Origin of the sequence: Thioalkalivibrio sp. (genome assembly GCF_041685615.1) — a bacterium.
Taxonomy (GTDB): domain Bacteria; phylum Pseudomonadota; class Gammaproteobacteria; order Ectothiorhodospirales; family Ectothiorhodospiraceae; genus Thioalkalivibrio.
On sequence record NZ_JAWLFK010000044.1, the window covers coordinates 1 to 18,657 of the forward strand.

At 64.5% G+C, this 18,657-nt stretch carries 17 protein-coding genes and 1 pseudogene; 11 read left to right on the plus strand and 7 right to left on the minus strand.

What is annotated here, in order from left to right:
* The coding region (locus ACESLR_RS09315) for a hypothetical protein (RefSeq protein WP_373067074.1) at positions 1 to 180 on the plus strand (180 nt) is incomplete at its 5' end.
* A 94-nt stretch (positions 181 to 274) separates the two neighbouring features.
* Here the strand turns inward: ACESLR_RS09315 and ACESLR_RS09320 are convergent.
* Positions 275 to 1,075, minus strand: a complete 801-nt coding sequence (locus ACESLR_RS09320; protein WP_373023808.1) for a PhzF family phenazine biosynthesis protein — start codon at positions 1,073 to 1,075, stop codon at positions 275 to 277.
* 106 nt (positions 1,076 to 1,181) lie between these two features.
* Here ACESLR_RS09320 and ACESLR_RS09325 point away from each other — a divergent pair, with 106 nt between their 5' ends.
* Positions 1,182 to 2,174, plus strand: a complete 993-nt coding sequence (locus tag ACESLR_RS09325) for an IS481 family transposase (protein WP_373023810.1) — start codon at positions 1,182 to 1,184, stop codon at positions 2,172 to 2,174.
* A gap of 13 nt (positions 2,175 to 2,187) precedes the next feature.
* Here ACESLR_RS09325 and ACESLR_RS09330 read toward each other — a convergent pair whose 3' ends face one another.
* On the minus strand, positions 2,188 to 2,520 hold the full coding sequence (locus tag ACESLR_RS09330) for a DUF3634 family protein (RefSeq protein WP_373023811.1): 333 nt from the start codon (positions 2,518 to 2,520) through the stop codon (positions 2,188 to 2,190).
* Between the two features lie 240 nt (positions 2,521 to 2,760).
* Between ACESLR_RS09330 and ACESLR_RS09335 the strand changes: the two genes are divergently transcribed.
* The 4 genes from ACESLR_RS09335 to ACESLR_RS09350 all read left to right on the plus strand — a co-directional run bounded on the left by ACESLR_RS09335 (position 2,761) and on the right by ACESLR_RS09350 (position 6,994).
* Entirely contained in the window at positions 2,761 to 3,510 is a 750-nt protein-coding gene (locus tag ACESLR_RS09335; RefSeq protein ID WP_373023812.1) for a ParA family protein, read from the plus strand.
* A 23-nt stretch (positions 3,511 to 3,533) separates the two neighbouring features.
* The gene (locus ACESLR_RS09340; protein ID WP_373023813.1) at positions 3,534 to 4,424 is read left to right on the plus strand and encodes a CHAD domain-containing protein; all 891 of its coding nucleotides are present in this window, start codon (positions 3,534 to 3,536) and stop codon (positions 4,422 to 4,424) included.
* 300 nt (positions 4,425 to 4,724) lie between these two features.
* The gene (locus ACESLR_RS09345) at positions 4,725 to 6,476 is read left to right on the plus strand and encodes an EAL domain-containing protein (protein WP_373023814.1); all 1,752 of its coding nucleotides are present in this window, start codon (positions 4,725 to 4,727) and stop codon (positions 6,474 to 6,476) included.
* A 158-nt stretch (positions 6,477 to 6,634) separates the two neighbouring features.
* Positions 6,635 to 6,994, plus strand: a complete 360-nt coding sequence (locus tag ACESLR_RS09350; RefSeq protein WP_373023815.1) for a PilZ domain-containing protein — start codon at positions 6,635 to 6,637, stop codon at positions 6,992 to 6,994.
* Between the two features lie 238 nt (positions 6,995 to 7,232).
* Here ACESLR_RS09350 and glgP read toward each other — a convergent pair whose 3' ends face one another.
* Positions 7,233 to 8,936 carry an alpha-glucan family phosphorylase gene (gene glgP, locus ACESLR_RS09355; RefSeq protein ID WP_373023816.1) on the minus strand — a complete coding sequence of 568 codons (1,704 nt, stop codon included), beginning with the start codon at positions 8,934 to 8,936 and terminating at the stop codon, positions 7,233 to 7,235.
* A 284-nt stretch (positions 8,937 to 9,220) separates the two neighbouring features.
* On the opposite strand from glgP, the gene ACESLR_RS09360 reads away from it, so the two are divergent.
* Complete coding sequence (locus ACESLR_RS09360; protein ID WP_373023817.1) at positions 9,221 to 11,092, plus strand: pyruvate kinase; 1,872 nt, start codon at positions 9,221 to 9,223, stop codon at positions 11,090 to 11,092.
* Between the two features lie 358 nt (positions 11,093 to 11,450).
* Here the strand turns inward: ACESLR_RS09360 and ACESLR_RS09365 are convergent.
* The 3 genes and pseudogenes from ACESLR_RS09365 to ACESLR_RS09375 all read right to left on the minus strand — a co-directional run.
* Positions 11,451 to 12,674, minus strand: a pseudogene (locus ACESLR_RS09365) (potassium channel family protein); the annotation flags it as partial.
* A gap of 32 nt (positions 12,675 to 12,706) precedes the next feature.
* Positions 12,707 to 13,090 (minus strand): DUF6394 family protein, encoded by a 384-nt coding sequence (locus ACESLR_RS09370; RefSeq protein ID WP_373023818.1) that lies wholly within the window; start codon positions 13,088 to 13,090, stop codon positions 12,707 to 12,709.
* Between the two features lie 267 nt (positions 13,091 to 13,357).
* Positions 13,358 to 14,029: a hypothetical protein gene (locus ACESLR_RS09375; protein ID WP_373023819.1), complete on the minus strand. Its 672-nt coding sequence runs from the start codon at positions 14,027 to 14,029 to the stop codon at positions 13,358 to 13,360.
* A 154-nt stretch (positions 14,030 to 14,183) separates the two neighbouring features.
* On the opposite strand from ACESLR_RS09375, the gene ACESLR_RS09380 reads away from it, so the two are divergent.
* Together ACESLR_RS09380 and ACESLR_RS09385 are read left to right on the plus strand one after the other, a co-directional pair.
* A complete protein-coding gene (locus ACESLR_RS09380) occupies positions 14,184 to 14,552 on the plus strand; it encodes a nucleotide pyrophosphohydrolase (protein WP_373023820.1) in 369 nt (122 codons plus the stop codon).
* A gap of 297 nt (positions 14,553 to 14,849) precedes the next feature.
* Complete coding sequence (locus tag ACESLR_RS09385) at positions 14,850 to 15,218, plus strand: rhodanese-like domain-containing protein (protein ID WP_373023821.1); 369 nt, start codon at positions 14,850 to 14,852, stop codon at positions 15,216 to 15,218.
* 190 nt (positions 15,219 to 15,408) lie between these two features.
* Here the strand turns inward: ACESLR_RS09385 and ACESLR_RS09390 are convergent, their stop codons facing one another.
* Positions 15,409 to 15,612: a hypothetical protein gene (locus tag ACESLR_RS09390; protein ID WP_373023822.1), complete on the minus strand. Its 204-nt coding sequence runs from the start codon at positions 15,610 to 15,612 to the stop codon at positions 15,409 to 15,411.
* A gap of 200 nt (positions 15,613 to 15,812) precedes the next feature.
* On the opposite strand from ACESLR_RS09390, the gene ACESLR_RS09395 reads away from it, so the two are divergent.
* Together ACESLR_RS09395 and katG are read left to right on the plus strand one after the other, a co-directional pair.
* Positions 15,813 to 16,361: a glutathione peroxidase gene (locus ACESLR_RS09395; protein WP_373023823.1), complete on the plus strand. Its 549-nt coding sequence runs from the start codon at positions 15,813 to 15,815 to the stop codon at positions 16,359 to 16,361.
* A gap of 233 nt (positions 16,362 to 16,594) precedes the next feature.
* The coding region (katG, locus tag ACESLR_RS09400) for a catalase/peroxidase HPI (protein ID WP_373067078.1) at positions 16,595 to 18,657 on the plus strand (2,063 nt) is incomplete at its 3' end.

Consider the following 18,657-nt stretch of genomic DNA (forward strand, 5'->3'; position numbering starts at 1 on the left):
CAGGTGAAGTGGACCGCCAGCCGCATCGACCTGGTGTTCGGCTCCAACTCCATCCTGCGCAGCTACGCCGAGGTGTACGCCCAGGACGACAACGAGGAGAAGTTCGTGCAGGACTTCATCGCGGCCTGGACCAAGGTGATGAACGCCGACCGCTTCGACCTGGAGCAGTTCCAGCAGTAAGCACGGCCCGAGCCGGGCAGTTCGCCCGGCCCGCAGACGAAGACGCCCGGGACTCTCCCGGGCGTTTTTTGTGTGCGAGAGACAGACGGTCGGATCAGTCGGCGCCGGGTCGGTCCTGCAAGATTATTTCGCCTTCCAGGAAAGTGAGCGCACGCCCGGAAAGCAGTACACGGTCGGTCGTCACCTCGCATTCGAGGCTGCCGCCCCGCCTGGACACCTGCCGGGCCGACAGGCGGTTCCGGCCCAGTCTCCTGGCCCAGTAGGGCGCCAACCTGCAGTGGGCGGCGCCGGTAACGGGATCTTCGGGAATGCCCATCCCGGGGGCGAAGAAGCGGCTGACAAAATCCACCCCTGTGCCGGGCGCGGTCACAATGATCCCGCGCACGTCGAGCTCGGCGAGCCGGGCGTGGTCGGGCACCATCGCACGGACGGTGGCCTCGCTGTTGAACACCGCCAGGTAGTCTTCATCCGCGAGCAACTCGACGGGGCGTACCCCCAGGACTTGCTCCAGGGCTTCGGGAATTGCGCAGGGAGTCGGTGCATACGCCGGGAAATCCAGCTGCAGGCGCTTGTCCTGCTTGCGCACGAATAACGCACCGCTGCGTGTTTCAAAACGGATGACAGGCGCGCGGAATCCGAGATGCTCGAAGATGACGTGGGCCGTCGCCAATGTGGCGTGGCCGCACAAGTCCACTTCCCTGGCGGGGGTAAACCATCGCAGGTCGAAACCGTCGCTGCCGGGTACGAAGAAGGCCGTCTCCGACAGGTTGTTTTCTTCCGCGATTGCCTGCAGCAGGTCATCGTCCAGCCAGCGTTCCAGAGCAACGACGGCCGCGGGATTGCCCTCGAACGTTCGCTCGGCGAAGGCATCGATCTGATACTGCTTGAGTTTCATATTTGTTGGGTGACGGATGATTCTATACCGCACGAGAAGGCGCCCCTGTTTCGTGCCCGGGAGTGGCTGAGTATCGTGTGCGACGGGCCCACGCAGGAGGGATAGCATGGCGAGCACGATCCATTCGAACGCGCGGACCACACCCCAGATCCGGCGGGAGCTGCAGGAAGCGCCGCCGGGCGTGAGCGATCCCGAGCTGGCCCGGCGCTACGGCATCACCCGCATGACCGTGCGCAAGTGGCGCTACCGCCGGGAGGTGGAAGATCGGTCGCATTGCCCCAAGCGGCTGCACACGACCCTGACACCGGAGCAGGAAGCGATCGTGGTCCAGGTTCGGGAAGTGGCCCTGCTGTCGCTGGATGACCTGCTGATCGTGGCGCGCGAGTTCCTGAACCCGGAGCTGAGTCGGGCAGCGCTGGCGCGCTGCCTGCGCCGGCACGGCGTGGGCGACCTGCGGGCCCTGCAGCGCGAGCGCGACGGAGAGCCCGAGGAACCGGCGTACAAGCCGTTCAAGGACTACGTGCCGGGCTTTGTGCACGTGGACGTGAAATACCTGCCGCAGATGGCGGACCAGACGTCTCGTGGCTACCTGTTCGTGGCCATCGACCGGGCCAGCCGCTGGGTCTATCTGGAGGTGCGGCGCACCAAGAGCGCTGAGGCCGCGCGCGGCTTTCTGAAGAAGCTGCTCGAGAAAGCGCCGTTCCATATCACCCACCTCGTCACCGACAACGGCAAGGAGTTCACGGACCGCTTTGCCGCGACTGGCGAGCGCGAGCCAACGGGGCATCACCCCTTCGACCAGCTGTGTGCCGAGCACGGGATCGAGCATCGCCTCATCCGGCCCAAGCGGCCCCAGACCAACGGCATGGTCGAACGCTTCAACGGGCGCATCGCCGATCTGCTGCGGACGCGGCACTTCGACTCCGGTCAGCACCTGGACGAAGCCCTGCGGCACTACCAGCGGCTCTACAACCATCACATCGGCCAGAAGGCGCTGGGGCATCGGACCCCGGTGGAAACCCTCAAGGCCTGGCAGCATGAACGCCCCGATTTGTTTCGGAAACGTGTATATGACCAGGCGAGACCTGACACATATTGAATCGCTCGCGGTGCTATCCCGTCGCGCGCAGGCCCCCGCCACCGCCTCCGCCGGGTGGTGGTGTCCAGACGTTGCGGAAGGCCTGATGCGTCTGCGCCGGGAGATGGCGGGAGAACCGCAGTTCGATACCCCCGTCCATGCGCACGGCCCGGATGCGGCCGCGCTTCAGGCCAAACCTCCGCGCCACGTCCTCGCAGCCGCGTACGAACCGCGACGGCGGCTTGCCGTGCCGCACGCGCGCCTGGCCATCGCGCAACTCGATCGAGAACACCAGCCGTGCGTGCCACAGCATCAGCGCGAAACCCAGGCCCAGCAGGGCGAACATGATCAGCAAGGTGAGCAGCATGACGAGCGGCGGCACCGAACGGAGTGAGGCTGGCGACCCAGTGTAGCGCACGCCATCCCTCGCACCGGGGCCCGGCCGGGTACCGGTGGGTCGAAGAAGAGGGGCGGCCCGTTGTATCGACGCTCACTTCGGCGGCGCCCCTTTCGCGCTCGAATTCGGCCGGCCACGGTGACGAGCCCTGCAAAGTATGTGGTAGCGTCCAGTAACTTGTCTTACGGTGGCGCTGGCCACGACATACCCATGAAAACCATAGCCTTTTACAACCTGAAAGGCGGTGTCGGCAAGACCTCCGCAGCGGTTAATTGTGCCTGGCTGGCGGCGGCGTCCGGCCTGCGGACGCTTTTCTGGGATCTCGATCCTCAGGGGGCCGGGGGCTGGTATCTGGCGCCGCGCGAATCGGGCAACGGGGCGCTCAAGAAGATCCTCAGGCGGAAGATTCCGGTGGGCCATCTGGTCGTGTCCACGCCATACGAAAAGCTGGACTTGATCCCGTCGGAGTTCGCCTACCGCGACCTGGACGTGGCCGTGAAACGCCATGCCGAGGGAGACCGGACGCTGGCGACACTGATCTCGCCGTTCGGAGAAGACTACTCGCTGGTGGTGCTGGACTGCCCACCCAGCCTGTCGGAGCTCGCGCAGCAGGTGTTCGCGGCCACTGATGCCGTACTGGTTCCCCTGATTCCCTCCGCGCTGTCCCTGCGTTCCTATGAACAGGTGCAGACCTTCATGAAGGACAGACGTCTGGGGCACAAGCAGCTGTATCCGTTCTTCTCGCAGGTGGATCGGCGGCGCAAGCTTCACCGGGGCCTTCGCGAGGACCCGCCCGCTTCGCTCAAGCGGCTCTTGGCAACCGAAATCCCGTATGCCGCGATCGTGGAACGCATGGGGGAGCAGATGCAGCCCTTGCCGGCGTTTGCCCCGAACGATCCTGTTACGCGGCAGTATCGTGCGCTCTGGTGCGAGATCGCGGAAAGGGTCGGGATCTCCTGAGTGGATCTCGTCGAGGGGTCGCCATGGCATTTGCATTCAGACGCACCGAGTCGGTTCCCGCTGGCATCCGCCGAGTGGCGAACGAAGAAATGCGGAACGCCGAGGCGGAGTTGCTCGATACCGATATGCCCGGCGCCCGAGCGGTGCACGAGACCCGAAAACGGCTGAAGCGACTGCGCGCGCTGTTGCGACTGGTGGAGCCGGCGTTGCCCGGAGAAGCCTTCCGCGAGCGCAATCGGGTGTTCCGGGATCTGGGGCGGGCACTCTCCGGAGCCCGCGATGCCGAGGTTGTCCTGGCGACGCTGCGCACCCTGACCGGCGATAGTGGTCTGCCATCCGTGAACCGGCTTGAAGACTACCTCGCGGCCCGGAACGCGCCGGAACCGGCCGGGGGGCAATCGCTGGAGTTGCAACGTCAGTACGTGGCGGGGGTGTTGCGGGAAACCCGTGCGGAATTTCTGGCCCTGCCGTTGCGACGCAAGGGGTTCGCGCTCCTGGGGCCCGGCCTCGAGCGCACTTACCGGCGGGGGCGCGAGGCCCTCGGGGGCGCGATCGAGGATCCGGATGACACCCGGTGGCATGCCTGGCGCAAGCGCGTCAAAGAACACTGGAGTCACCTTCGGCTGTTGCAGCCGGTCTGGCCGGAGGTGATGCAATCGCACGTCGGTGCGCTGGAAGCGCTTTCGGATCTGCTGGGGGATGAGCATGACCTGACCGTGCTGAGCGCGACGCTAGACGGTCTGCCCGAAGGCGTGATCGACACCGAGACACACGCAGGCCTCCGCCGTCAGCTGGCTGATCACAAGGCCTTGCTGCGCCACCAGGCGCTCCCGCTGGGGCAGCGCCTGTATGCCGAGAAGCCGAAAGCGATGCGAATACGGCTGCATGCCTATTGGCGCGTGTGGCGCTCCTGAATGTGTTATTGAACGCGCCGGGGCCGGGGCGCCGGAACACTTCGGCCTGAAGACTCAATCCTGCTTGCTATACGAGGGGGGGCGCTGCGGCGGGTGCCGTGATCGAAAACCAGCCCCTTTGGGGGTCTGGCATGGGTCAGTGACGCGCAGTACAGCGGATGATGATGGAGTCCTCTTGCTGGCCCTTCTCGGTGCCTCTCGGTGCGGGGGGTAACCCCACGTGAAGAATGATTGTCACGTCGTGGTCAAGAACCTGCGGCAATCTCGACCGCCGTTCGAAGGGACAAGGGGATCACGGCCGTGGCCAAGGTGCTGGCAACAGAAGGGCAGGAGGCACAGGCACTACGAGGCATCATCGAGGGCGAACGGCTGACGGTGCATTTCCAGCCCATTGTCGATACGAGTCGACAAGCCATTCACGGATATGAAGCGTTGGTACGGGGCCCGGAAGCGACTGCCTGGCATTCGCCGGTGCGTTTGTTCGAAGTGGCCACCCGGGTGGGCTATCTGGTCGAACTGGATCTGCTGTGCCGGAGACTCGCGATCCAGCGTTTCGTGTCCCTGGGGCTACCGGGACGGCTCTTTTTGAATGTCATGCCGACCACCATCGTCGAGCGTGACTTCCGCGAGGGACTGACCCTCAGCTTCCTGCAGGATGCAGGGCTCTCGCCCAGCCGGGTGGTGATTGAGCTGACCGAGCACATGCCCATCCATGACTATGTGCTCATGCAGCAGGCCGTGACCCATTATCGCGAGATGGGCTTTCATGTCGCACTGGATGATCTGGGCGCCGGGCACTCCAGCCTGCGTCACTGGTCCGAACTTCGGCCCGATTTCGTCAAGCTCGACCGTCATTTCGTGGCCGGTATCGACCAGGCGCCGGCCAAGCGCGAGTTCCTGCGTTCGATTCTCGATGTGGCGCGCAGCCTCGATTGCGAATTGATTGTCGAGGGCATCGAAACCGAGGAGGAGCACCGCTGTCTCTGGGAACTCGACCGCGGCCTGTCGCTTTTTCAGGGATACTTCTTCGCTCGACCCTGTGCGATCCCGCCGTCCAGAATCGACCGACTGCTGCCCGATCGCGCCCCGATGCGCACGGAAGGGACACGGTGTGCCTCCAGCATCGCGCACCCTGTGCTCGGGGTGCCGCCGGACGCGCCGGTTCCGGCCGTCGTGGAGCGCTTCCGGCGTGACCCGGCGCTACGCTGCGTGCCCGTTGTCGATTACGGCAAGCCGATGGGTGTGGTGCGGCGCGATGCCTTTCTGATGCTGTTCACCAATCCGTTCAGCCATTCGCTTTATACCAACCGCCTGATACGGGACCTGGCCGATACGCGGATGCTGATCACTGCAGGCGATACGCCGCTGGCGAAGCTCAGCCAGAGCATCACGGGCAGTCAGGATGGGCAGCATGACGATTTCGTCATCGTCGACAGTGAGGGTTATTACCGGGGCATGGGCAATATCGTCGACTTGCTGCGCGAGATTACCGAAGTCCAGATTCGTCAGGCGCGGCATGCGAATCCGCTCACGGGCCTGCCCGGCAACATGCTCATCAATGAGGCGTTGACCCAATGGCTTGCGGGCAACGAGCCCTTTACCGCCCTCTACTGCGACCTCGATAACTTCAAGGCCTTCAATGACGCATACGGGTATGCCCGTGGGGATCGCCTGCTCATTGCGCTGGCGCAGCTGATGCAGTCCCAGGTGGGCGAGGCAGATTTCGTGGGCCACGTGGGTGGTGATGATTTCATGCTGCTGCTGGGCGCCGAGGGCTGGGAGGCGACGTGCCGGAAGATCCTTCACGGCTTCGCGGCGATCGTCCCCGAATTCTATGACGCATCGGATTGTCAGGCCGGGGGGCTGCTCCTCGAGAATCGCCAGGGTGTCGAGGTGTTCTTCCCCCTTGTCACCCTGTCGCTGGCGGCGCGTCCGGTTCTGCCGGGAGGGCCAGAGAACGCCCTGGATATCGCGACCCAGCTGTCCGAACTGAAGATCCAGGCCAAGAAGCAGGCGGGCAACAGCCTTTTTGTGGATCGCCGGACGCGGTGACCCGTTGGCGCCGCGGCACCGAGCGTGGGGGGCGCAAGGACGAGGTTGGGTTCGAGCCCGGCCGGGATCGTACTCAGCCCTGCAACACTCATGCGCTACAGTCTGGGTAGAACGATGGCAACGTGCCGTGGCGGGCCGACCATGGCGGGAGTCTGGCAATGGAACTTCGCGAAGGGCGCCGCAGGCCTGTCCGTATGACCGCTGTAGTGGAGAGTCTGTCCGGCGACTCCGAATATAGGGCAAGTGGACGGGTGCGGGATGTCAGCCTTAGCGGGCTGTATATGGAGCTCCCGGATTCGGGGCTCTCGAGGAATACACGACTGCGGTTGATCGTGAGCCCTGAGGAGTGGGGGGATGACCGAGCCCATGTCTGGCATTGCATCGTGATGCGGTTGGATGAGCGTGGGGCGGGCGCGATGTTCGAGACCGAAGATCCGTCTGCGGTTGATGGCTTGCTGGAACTGATGCGCGAGAGCATCGGGCTTCTGCCCGATTCCCGCCAGGAAGACGCGAATTGAGTGGCACGCTCGCGCTCGAGTCGCGTTTGTACCCGAACAAGGCGCGGTGACCGCCGAGCGGTCATTCTGCGACAGGAAGGCCACAACGGCGTTCCTTCGCCCGTTTTTGATCGGCAGTCGGTGGTCGAGCCCTGCGTTCAACGGGTTGCTGGGTGGACGCCCAGGATCGCTTTGGCGACAAGCGGGGCTTTTTCAAACAGTGAATTACCGGCTTCCCCCCAGACCACAATTGTTCCCGTCAACGAATGTAGGCCGCGGTGGCATAGCGACGCATCATCCGGTGGCTGTTGAAGAAGTAAGCGTTCTTGGCGATTGCTCCGAGCATTACCCGGGCCCAGCCGGATCGGTCGTCATAATAAAGGGGCAGAACTTTCTCTTTCAGTGTGGTGTACAGCGCCTCTGCATCGCCACCATTGGATTCTGCCCCTTCGCCGTTGCCCACAGCCCAGCCGGTGACGCCCTCAATGCAGCCCTCCGACCACCATCCGTCCAGTACACTCAGATTGGGGACGCCATTCAATGCGGCCTTCATTCCGCTGGTACCCGAGGCTTCCAGGGGGCGTAGCGGGTTGTTCACCCACAGGTCGACGCCGGAGGTGAGCAGATGCCCCAGGTGCATGTTGTAATTGGGCAGGAACACCATGCGGACACTGCCGGACAATTCGGTTTTCATGCGGAACAGGCGTTCGATAAGCGCCTTTCCACCCGCATCCCGCGGATGTGCTTTGCCCGCCATCACAATTTGTAACGGCCACTGAGAAGCGATGGCCTTCAGGCGGGCAAGGTCACTGAACAGAAGATCTGGACGCTTGTAGGCAGTCATTCGCCGGGCGAAACCGAGTGTCGCCACGTCAGGGTCCAGCGTGACTCCGGTGAGCCTCCGCACGGCATCCATGAGGACTTGTTTTGACTCTGCGTGGGCTGCCCGAATCTCCTGTGGCGGGATCTGGTCCGCGCGCACCAGGAGACTCGGCTCATGACGCCATCCTGGAATGTGGTGGTCGAACAGTTCCTGCATGGGTCCGGAAGTCCAGGTGCCAGGGTGTACGCCGTTGGTGATGGCGTGCACCTGGTGATCGGGGAACATTCGCCGGGACACCGCCGCATGAGTCTTCGCTACTCCGTTCACATAGCCTGACAGCCGCAGGGCGAGGTGGGTCATGTTCAGGTGCTGGTTTCCCGTCAGGCGGCGTATCTCATCCAGGCTCATAAAGCGCATCAGGAGGCGCTCCACCAAGCCGTAGTCAAACTGGTCGTGTCCTGCCTCCACGGGCGTGTGAGTGGTGAAAAGGCATTGTTCGCGCACCCGAGCCACGTCGTAGACCTCTCCGGCGGGGTCCTGGCGATCCGGGCGGTGCTTCTCGCGGCGCAATAGTTCCAGTGGCAGCAGCGCCGAGTGGCCTTCATTCATGTGATACGTGTTGATGCGAAAACCCAGGGCCTGAAGCATGCGCGCGCCGCCGATGCCCAACACGATCTCCTGGGTCAGGCGGTATTCGGTGCCGTCACCATAGAGCTGGTCGGTGATGTGCTGATCTTCGGGGCTGTTCTCGGGCAGCGCAGTATCCAGCAAGAGCACTGGGATCTGGTACTCGGACGCGCCGCTGAGGACGTACAGCCAGGCCTGCACCCAGACGTCGCGATCGGCCACCGGGACCGATATCTTTGCCGGCAGCGGCACAGCCCAGTTCCCGGGTTCCCAGGGGTCCGGGAGTTCGCTCTGGCGCCCTGCCTCGTCCAGTACCTGCCGAAAAAATCCCAGCCGGCTTGTCAGTGTGACGCCCACCAGAGGAATGGCGAGGTCGGCGGCGCTTCTCAGGGTGTCGCCGGCCAGCACACCGAGCCCCCCGCTGTAAGTGGGGATCTCGCTGCGCAGGCCGATTTCCATGGAGAAATAAGCGATTCGAGGGGTATGTACGAATTGCTCGAGCGTAGTGGCCATATTTCTCGTCCGGAACCTGACCCGAGGGCAGGAGTAGGTGTGCTGGTCTGTCGTGAGTGTTGCTGCAACGTCCGCGAAGGTTGCTGCACGCGCCTTTTTAAACCGTGGGTGTTGCCGGAGTGTGACGAAGCCGTCTTCTGATCTTCCGCCGTGGCGTGTCCGGGGCGGCCATCCGCCCGTGAGGGCACCATGAGGCTCCCAGGCTGGCGCGGGCCGGGCCAGGGTCTACGTCCAAAGGCCGGCTGTCACCGAAGCGTCATCATCCGGTGGTAATCAACCCGTTCATGAGCACTTGGCCCGAGATCGATGAGGCAGGGCGTCTGCGCGATGCCCTGACGGAACTACGCGGTCGCATCACGCGGCGTGCGGCGACTCGCCTGTCCCGTTTCGCCCGGGACTTTCCGGAGGGTCCGACACCCAGCGCCGCCAATCTTGCCCATTACCTGGCCTTGCGCGGCGAGGACCTGCGGCCTCTGCAGGACCGGTTGTTGCGTCTCGGTCTTTCCTCGCTCGGGCGCAGCGAATCGCACGTGATGGCTGCCCTGGACAAGGTGATTGGAGTGCTGGGCGCAATCACCAAGCAGATGCCTGACGACGGAGGCGCCCCGGGTATCGAATTCCAGGCCGGCGCTGCGGTGCTCGACGAAAACACGCGCCGGCTGTTCGGCGCGCCGCCGAATGGACGGGATGCGCGCATCATGGTCACTCTGCCCACGGAGGCCGCCCGGGATGCCTGCCTCGTGCAGCGCCTGGTCGGGTCGGGCATGGATTGCGCGCGTATCAACTGCGCCCACGATGATCGTGAGGCCTGGGGACTCATGATCCGCCATGTGCGCGAGGCATCCCGCACTCTCGACCGGCCCTGCCGGATCCAGATGGACCTGGCCGGGCACAAGCTGCGCACTGGACCTGTCGCGTCGTTGCCTCCCGTGTTGCACCTGCGTCCGGCTCGGGATGTGTTCGGCCGGGTGCTTGCTCCGGCAGCGATCGAACTTGTGGCCAAGTGCGACGGGCCGCGGGATCAGGGTGCGTTCCCCGGTCTAACTGTGCCCGCGCAGGCGTTCAACCGGCTACGCCCCGGGGATCGCCTGCGTTTTCGTGACACCAGAGGCAAAAAACGCGCGCTGGAGGTGGCTGACACCACCCCGAACGGCCTGCTGGCCCGTTGCCAGGCGGGCTGCTATATCAGCCCGGATACCTCCATTTGCGCCGAGCGCGCGGATCAGGATGGCGTCTGGCATCCGCTGGAAGGGGATATCCGCCTCGGTGGGTTCCCGGTACGGCCGATGGAGATCCGCGTGCGGCGAGGTGACCGCCTCACCCTGACGCGGGATCTCTCCCCCGGTGAACCGGCGCGCCTGGATGGTCAGGGGCACGTACTCGCGCCCGCCCGTATCAGCTGTACCACGCCGCAGGCCCTTGAGCGCCTTGCCCCCGGGCAGCCCGTCTGGATCGATGACGGCAAGCTGGGTGGCATTGTGGAGGGGGTGGATGCCGAGGGCATTCATCTGACGGTCACCCATTGCCGCCCACAGGGTGTACTCGTGAAAGCGGACAAGGGGCTGAATTTTCCCGGCGCCGATCTCGGACTGCCTCCGCTTACGGGTAAGGACCTCGAGGACCTGGATTTCATCGCGGAGCATGCGGACCTGGTGGGGTATTCCTTCGTGGAGAGCCGCGAGGACATGCTGGCGCTCATTCTGGCCCTTTCCCGGAGAGGCGTCGCCGGTCTCGGTATCGTGGCCAAGATCGAGACCCAGCGCGCCCTTTCCCGTCTGCCCGAGATCATCCTGAGTACGATCGGCAGACATCCCCTGGGCATCATGATTGCTCGGGGCGACCTGGCCGTAGAGATTGGGGGTGAGCGCATGGCCGAGATCCAGGAGGAGATCCTCTGGCTGTGTGAGGCTGCCCACGTGCCGGCGATCTGGGCCACCCAGGTCCTGGAAACCCTGGCTCAGAAGGGCATTGCCTCGCGCCCGGAGATCACCGACGCTGCCATGTCCGGCCGGGCCGAATGCGTCATGCTCAATAAGGGGCCGTACGTACTCGACGCAGTGCACACGCTGGACGGCATCCTGCGCCGAATGCAGGAGCACCAGCACAAGAAGACCGCGCGCCTTCGGGCGCTTGGCCTGGCGGGGACCCTGGTCTGATCCGGCCTTTGGGACGCATCGGCTCAGGTGGACTTGCCGGCTACCGTTGCCTCCTTGATCTCTTTTCAGCTCCCTGATTTTTCGGTCGTAAATGCAGCCGTAGACGGGGATGTAATCGGGCAGCAGCGCCCGCACCTCGATGCGCCTCACGTATGCCACCACAGCCTGATGTGGAGTCTCCCGAGGTTGTCCCCAGGTAGGCCGAGGACAACCTTGGGAGACTCCGCAACTAGGACTTCCTTCACGACCTGGCTCACGGCGCTCACCTTCGTGGCTTGAGTACCTTTCTGCAGAAAAAGATTTCCTTCCATCCGAACCTTGGGGCCGCCCCTGCGAAGCCTCGCGTTCGTCGTGGAGCGACCCGGTCATGACGCATCACCAGCGGCAGATCGGCAGCGGCGAATAGCAGTGAGCTACTCTCGCGGTTCTGGCGTCCGACCATGAACAGCTCCGGATTCAGCTCGCGCGCGGTCATCACGATCGACAGGTTGTAGTCGTCGCGGCCGGTGCCGGCCACGATGCCGGAGGCGGTCTCGATGCCGGCCTCGCGCAGGGTATCCGCCTCGGTGCCACGCCCCTCGATGCAGTCGGGCGGGCAGTCCGTGCCCTCGGGATCCGCCTCCACCAGGGTCACGTCCACGCCTTCCTGGAGCAGACCGGCATGGACGGCCTTTCCGAAGCGCCCGAAGCCGCACAGGATCCAGCGGCCGCAGGGCGGATCGATCGGCATCGGCAGCGGGCTTCCAGGGATGTTTCCCAGCCACTCGTGCAGCAGATGGTGCGCGGGAGAATGCAGCGCCAGTGCGAGTCGCTGGCCGAAGATGTCGAACGGGTTGATGATCTGGTCGGTCCCGAACGAGGCCATGTTCCTCGCCGTGTCATGGCTCTCGGCGCGGCAGATGACCGGGCGGTCCGGATTCAGGAGCTTGGCCGCGATGGCGATGCGCAGGTTCACTGCGTCGTCACTGGTCAGCGCTACCACCCCCCGGCAGTGCGGGTTGAGCAGCCCGGCGTCGAGCAGGCGACTGGCGACACTGGCATCCGCGCACAGGCCGGGAATCTGCAGCGCGTAATCCTCCAGGGTCAGCTCGTTGATGCGGTCCGGGTTCTGATCGATCACCACGGCAAAGCCGTTGCGCCCGAGCAGGGAACGCACCACCAGGGCACCCGTGTCGCCATATCCGCAGACGATAAAAAACGACCGCTGCAGCTTGCGGATGGTGCGGTCGAACGCGTGCTGGCTGACCGCCAGGCGGAAGGCCGGGTCCTGGATCAGCGCGAGGATCTTGCCGATTGCGTATAGCCAGGCCACCACCGACAGGTACACGGCAAACACCGTCCACATCCTCTGTGCCTCGGTGAAGGCGTGGGGGATCTCGCCGAAGCCGATGGTCGTGGCCATGTAGGTGACGAAGTAGAACGCATGGAAAAAATCCATGCGCCAGGGTTCCCCCTGGTCGTCCACGCCGGGGATCAGCACCAGGCCGAGAACGGAGATTGAATAGGCCGCCGTCAGCGCGAGCAGGGGCGCCCGCATGCGCCGAAGGAACAGGAATAGCACCTTGTTGATGGTGGCAGGCACGGCGCGGGGTTCGGTGGCAGTCGCGGCCGGTGTCAGCGGCGCAGGGCCACCGTATCCGCGATCAGCAGCAGCACCGAGATCAGGTTCGCCACCATGGCCCCGCCCGCCAGTGAAACGATGCTGGCCATGAACATTGCATCCATGCCTCCGGCATGCACGTGGCTGGCGTAGCCCCATACCACCGCGGCCGCGATCAGCTGCAGCACCGCCACCAGCGAGCTGGCCAGCAGCAGCGCCCCGGTCTGCGTCCGATCCCCCAGCTTCAGGGCGGTGGCCACGACGTTCACCACGATGGCCGCGAACAGCTCGTACACGTTGTGATGCGCCGGATTGTCGATCTCGCCGAGAAAGAACCCGAAGTTCAGCGTGAACGCCAGGATGATGAAAAAGCCGAAGATCACCTTCTCCAGGTTCATGCGCGTGCTCCTTGTCATTCGAAATGACGGGTACCCGATGGCCGCTGCAAAACGAGCCCGGCTTCATCCACCCACAACCCGGAGCATGGCCCAACAGGCCCCGGATGGCGAGGGCAGGGACGGATGTCCTCACGTGGCGATCCGCCAGGGACGTGTCATTGCCGGGCGTCGCAAAGGCCACGACGATCGGTTGGGATGCCGAAGGTGGGGGCTGATCCAAGGTCACGCAGGAGCAAACATCTGACACGGCGCCCTGCGAAACCTCCCTCAGCTGCTGCGGCGCAGGGCGTTTGCGATGTCCGGAATGGCCTTGAGCCGATAGAGCAACACCACGCAGGCCCCGTAGAAGGCGATTGCGATCCAGTCGGTCCATTCCCTGGAGAGCACGCCGTCCGCCAGGGCCAGCATCCCGATCGCAAGCAGATAGGCCACGGCGAAGCCGCCGTGCACGGCCCGGTCGCGCCAGGTCCCCCGGGCCACCGTGTACCAGAGAAGGACCGTGACATGCCACAGCGCCATGAACAGGAAGAGGAACGGGATCATGTTGTCGCCCAGTGTCACGTCGGTCGCCCCCTCGCGCCCACCGAGCGACGTCAGGTGCCCGATCAACAGCACCGCGTACAGCCAGGCCACCAGCATCACCTGGGCGAGGTCGCACAGGAACATCAGGATCATGCGCACCGGGCTCAGCTGCGCCAGTCGGGCCGCGTTGGCCGGCGCGCAGAAATAGGCCGAGTAGGCCACGAACTTGTAGGCGGTAAACACCGTCACGAGAAGCGCCAGCGCGATGCGCTTCCAGAATTCAGGGTCCGCGAAGGTACCCGGGTGATCGGTCAGGAACTGCACGTATTCGACCGACACGACCAGCAAGCCAAGCGCGATCACCGCGAGGATCAGGTCGCTGATCTTCTCCGATAATCGGCTGTAAAAGACGTCCATCCGCGCAGTCTTCCCGTTTTTTGCCTGGCTCGTGCTCGAGTGCTGCGCCAGAACCATAGCAATAATACTCTGCGGTGGTGTTCCTGGATTACTGGAGCCCGCGCCCCTTCGGTACGATACAGGCAAGCCAGCGAGTCGATGCCACGGGGATGCGATGAGAGGAGATCCGCGCAGAGCGCAGGGGCTGGAGGAACTGGCCTCGCGGCTGGAGGCGTTCGTCGATGAACGGGACCGGGCGCAGTTCAATTCGCCGAAGAATCTTTCCATGGCCCTGGCAGGGGAGGTCGGCGAGTTGATCGAGCGGTTCCAGTGGCTGACCCAGGAACAGTCGCAGCACCTGTCCGCCGAGGCCCATGAAGCGGTCCGGCAAGAGCTCGCGGACGTGCAGATCTACCTCCTGCTCCTGGCGCGTAAGCTCGACATCGACCCGGTCGAGGCCGTCAGCGACAAGCTGGAGGTCAACGCCCGGAAGTACCCCGTGGACGAGGCCCGCGGCAACGCCCGGAAATACTCCGACCTGTAACCCCGATCCACGCCCGCATCCGGCTCCGGACCCGACATTCGCAGGAAGGGGGAAGGCGGGAAGAATACAAAGGAGGCACAACCGGAGGGGCAGCAACTGACACCCTGCGGCTGCCCACCACCTCGTCACCCCGGCCGTGGCAACCGGCCGGAGCAGCCCGTCGGATTCCATGGTAGCGATGAAACGCCATTGGAGCGCGCTCGTTTTTCATGGACTCATACTCGAGCGCGAGCGTGTACATTGATCAGTGTTTCCCTTGGGGGTAGTCACGGGCAGTGTGGGGAGGAGGTGATCACGATGGGTTTGAGCCAGTGGTGGCCGTTCGGCCGCGTGCCGGAGATGAGCCCCGAAGAACTGGCGCAGGCGATGGAGAATGCCGAGGTGCAGGTGCTGGATGTGCGCACCGGTGTCGAGCATCGTCGGAGTCGGATCCCGGGCGCGCGTCACCTCCCGATCACGCAGTTTTCCAACACACGCCTGGCGGACCTGGGACTCGATCCCGATCGCCCCGTAGTGGCGATCTGCCTCAGTGCACACCGCAGTATCCCTGCCGTGCGCAAGCTGCGGTCCCGCGGCTACGAGGCCCGGCAGCTTCGCGGCGGCATGGTCGCCTGGTGGCGTGCAGGACTGCCATGCGAACGGGGAAGCGAAGGCGGCGCTCGATAAGACCTGCCACCGTCACTCGGGCCTGGCAAGACAAGAAACGGGGCGGCCATCCCCCTTGGCCGCATAATCTCGCAGTGCAGGGGTCCCTTTGCGGCCCAGGGTCCAGCGTGCGCGCCTTTGGAACCGCCGTTGCGGTCAGGAGCGCCGAGTAAACACAGTTCGCGGCTTGCGTCTGTCCCCGGCCTGGATCTCAGTCGTCGTCCCCGTCCTGTTTGCTGCCCGGAGTGATGGCATGTCCCACCGCTCCGGCGGTCTTGCCGGTCGCTTTTACGGTGCCGGTGGTGACGCTGACGGCGGCGCTTCCCGTGGCGCCGGCGACCTTCACGGCCGTGCAGCCCGTGGTCAGCGGCAGGATGATGGCGAGCAGCAGGAGCGGGCGGGTGTAGGCAATCATCGGCTAGAGACTTCGTTGATGTCCACGATCAAGGGTACGTCTGACATGCCCGTGAGGCCATAGCGTTTCCGGAAGGAAGCACCGACATGGAGGACGTTCGACGCCATCGTGGCCCCGGGCTGACGGTCCCGAGCCTGCCCTCCACAGAACCCGCGGGTGCGCCGCTGGTCTGATGGTCAAGTCCCTGTGGAGAGTTTGCGATGTCCCGTTTTGTGCCTCTGTTCGCTTCCCTGTTGCTGGTGCTGCCGATGGCCTGCGCAAGCGCCACGGAGCCCGATACCGAGGCCCTGTTCCAGCACGAGATGGGCCGGTTGCATGCGTCCGAGATCGTGAATCTGCAGGAGCGCTTCCAGGGCCATCCGCTGCTGATCATCAACACCGCCAGCCACTGCGGTTACACCGACCAGTTCGGTGGACTGGAACAGTTGCATCGGAACTACCGGGACCGGGGGCTGAAGGTGGTGGGCTTTCCTTCCCATGATTTCAACCAGGAGGCCGACGACGAGGCCGAGACCGCCCGGGTGTGTTTCGAGAACTTTGGCGTCACCTTCGACATGTTCAGGCCGATCGGCGTGCGTGGCGCGGATGCCCACCCGATTTTTCGCGAACTGGCGCGCCAGGCCGACGCCCCGCGCTGGAACTTCTTCAAGTACGTGGTCGACCGGGAAGGCCGGGTGGTCGCGCACTTCCCCAGCCAGGCCGGCCCCGACTCCGCCGACCTGCGCCGCGCGATCGAAAGCATCCTGTAGCCAATGGCGGCCTTGGGGTACCCACAGCGGGATAGGGGAAGGCTATCTCGATCATGGCGAATATCAACTGGAACTAATGGGTCCCGGGGCCTAGGTTCAAGGCACATGGACGGTGAAGCGCCTGCCTGGCCGAAGGCGGCCAGTATCGGGAACGGCTTGCGGTCCCTGAGGAAAGCCGTCGATCCCAAATGGATGGCGGTCTCCGCAACACGAACAAGCTGAACGCAGCGAACATGGAGAACGATATGGGTGAGCATCAGAACATGGGCAAATGCCCGGTCATGCACGGCGGCGAGACCGCCGCCGGCCACTCGGTCATGGACTGGTGGCCGGAGGCGCTGAATCTGGACATCCTCCACCAGCATGACCGCAAGACCAACCCGATGGGCGAGGACTTCGACTACCGGGAAGAGGTCCGGAAGCTCGACTTCGACGCCCTGAAAAAGGATATGCACGCGCTGCTGACCGAGAGCCAGGCGTGGTGGCCGGCCGACTGGGGCCATTACGGCGGGCTGATGATCCGCATGTCCTGGCACGCGGCGGGCACCTACCGAATCGCCGATGGCCGGGGTGGCGGCGGCACCGGCAACCAGCGCTTCGCGCCGATCAACAGCTGGCCCGACAACGTCAGCCTGGACAAGGCGCGCCGCCTGCTGTGGCCGATCAAGAAGAAGTACGGCAACAAGATCAGCTGGGCGGATCTGATCATCCTGGCCGGTACCGTGGCCTACGAGAACATGGGCCTGAAGACCTTCGGTTTTTCCTTCGGGCGCGAAGACATCTGGCATCCCGAGAAGGACACCTACTGGGGGGCGGAGAAGGAATGGCTGGCACCCTCCGACGAACGGTATGCCGACGTCGACAAACCCGACACCATGGAGAACCCCCTGGCGGCCGTCCAGATGGGCCTGATCTATGTGAACCCGGAAGGGGTCAACGGCAAGCCCGACCCGATCAAGACCGGCGAGCAGGTCCGCGAGACCTTCGCCCGCATGGCCATGGACGATGAAGAGACCGCGGCGCTGACCGCCGGCGGACACACCGTGGGCAAGTGCCACGGCAACGGCGATGCCGGCGCCCTGGGTCCCGAGCCCGAAGGCGCCGATGTCGAGGAGCAGGGCTTCGGCTGGAGAAATCCCGACATGCAGGGCAAGGCCGCCAACGCCGTCTCCTCGGGTATCGAGGGGGCCTGGACCAAGAACCCGACCCAGTTCGACATGGGCTATTTCGAGGCCCTGCTCGACCACGAATGGGAGCTCAGGAAGAGCCCGGCCGGTGCCTGGCAGTGGGAGCCGGTGGACATAAAGGAGGAGGACAAGCCGGTCGATGCCACGGATCCGTCCATCCGCCATAACCCGATCATGACCGATGCGGACATGGCGATGAAGATGGACCCCGTCTATCGCAAGTACATGGACGCGTTCCGCAAGGATTCCGAGTACTTCAGGGATTGCTTCGCCCGCGCCTGGTTCAAGCTGACCCACCGCGACATGGGCCCGAAGACCCGCTACATCGGGCCGGACGCGCCACAGGAAGACCTGATCTGGCAGGACCCGGTGCCGGCCGGCACCACCGATTACTGTGTCGAGGCCACCAGGCAGAAGATTGCCGAGAGCGGCCTCACCATCGCCGAGTTGGTTAGCACGGCCTGGGACAGTGCCCGAACCTTTCGCGGCTCCGACATGCGCGGCGGCGCCAACGGTGCCCATATCCGCCTGGCCCCGCAAAAGGACTGGGAAGGCAACGAGCCGCAGCGCCTGGCCAGGGTGCTCAGGGTCTACGAGCAGCTCTCCGGCGAGACCGGGGCCAGCGTGGCCGACCTGATCGTGCTGGGCGGTAGCGTGGGCATCGAGCAGGCGGCCCGCGCGGCCGGTCACGACGTGCTGGTGCCGTTCATCCCGGGTCGAGGTGACGCCAGCGCCGAGATGACCGACGCGGACTCCTTCGAGCCGCTGGAGCCGCTGGCGGATGGCTTCCGCAACTGGCTGAAGAAGGACTACGTGGTCAAGCCAGAGGAGATGCTGCTCGACCGCGCCCAGTTGTTGGGCCTGACCGCGCCGGAGATGACCGTGCTGATCGGTGGCATGCGCGTGCTGGGCACCAACTTCGGGGGCAGCAAGCACGGTGTGTTCACCGACCGTGAAGGCCAGTTGACGAACGACTTCTTCGTCAACCTGACCGACATGGCCAACGCCTGGAAGCCCACGGACAACGGCGTCTACGAGGTCCGCGACCGCAAGCGCGACCAGGTGAAGTGGACCGCCAGCCGCATCGACCTGGTGTTCGGCTCCAACTC

Coding starts and splice junctions, on each gene's coding strand:
- ACESLR_RS09395 (WP_373023823.1), top strand. CDS start 15,813: ATGTCCCGTTTTGTGCCTCTGTTCGCTTCCCTGTTGCTGGTGCTGCCG.
- ACESLR_RS09370 (WP_373023818.1), bottom strand. CDS start 13,090: ATGAACCTGGAGAAGGTGATCTTCGGCTTTTTCATCATCCTGGCGTTC.
- glgP (WP_373023816.1), bottom strand. CDS start 8,936: ATGGCCACTACGCTCGAGCAATTCGTACATACCCCTCGAATCGCTTAT.
- ACESLR_RS09335 (WP_373023812.1), top strand. CDS start 2,761: ATGAAAACCATAGCCTTTTACAACCTGAAAGGCGGTGTCGGCAAGACC.
- ACESLR_RS09390 (WP_373023822.1), bottom strand. CDS start 15,612: ATGATTGCCTACACCCGCCCGCTCCTGCTGCTCGCCATCATCCTGCCG.
- ACESLR_RS09340 (WP_373023813.1), top strand. CDS start 3,534: ATGGCATTTGCATTCAGACGCACCGAGTCGGTTCCCGCTGGCATCCGC.
- ACESLR_RS09360 (WP_373023817.1), top strand. CDS start 9,221: ATGAGCACTTGGCCCGAGATCGATGAGGCAGGGCGTCTGCGCGATGCC.
- ACESLR_RS09375 (WP_373023819.1), bottom strand. CDS start 14,029: ATGGACGTCTTTTACAGCCGATTATCGGAGAAGATCAGCGACCTGATC.
- ACESLR_RS09325 (WP_373023810.1), top strand. CDS start 1,182: ATGGCGAGCACGATCCATTCGAACGCGCGGACCACACCCCAGATCCGG.
- ACESLR_RS09385 (WP_373023821.1), top strand. CDS start 14,850: ATGGGTTTGAGCCAGTGGTGGCCGTTCGGCCGCGTGCCGGAGATGAGC.
- ACESLR_RS09320 (WP_373023808.1), bottom strand. CDS start 1,075: ATGAAACTCAAGCAGTATCAGATCGATGCCTTCGCCGAGCGAACGTTC.
- ACESLR_RS09330 (WP_373023811.1), bottom strand. CDS start 2,520: ATGCTGCTCACCTTGCTGATCATGTTCGCCCTGCTGGGCCTGGGTTTC.
- ACESLR_RS09350 (WP_373023815.1), top strand. CDS start 6,635: ATGGAACTTCGCGAAGGGCGCCGCAGGCCTGTCCGTATGACCGCTGTA.
- ACESLR_RS09380 (WP_373023820.1), top strand. CDS start 14,184: ATGAGAGGAGATCCGCGCAGAGCGCAGGGGCTGGAGGAACTGGCCTCG.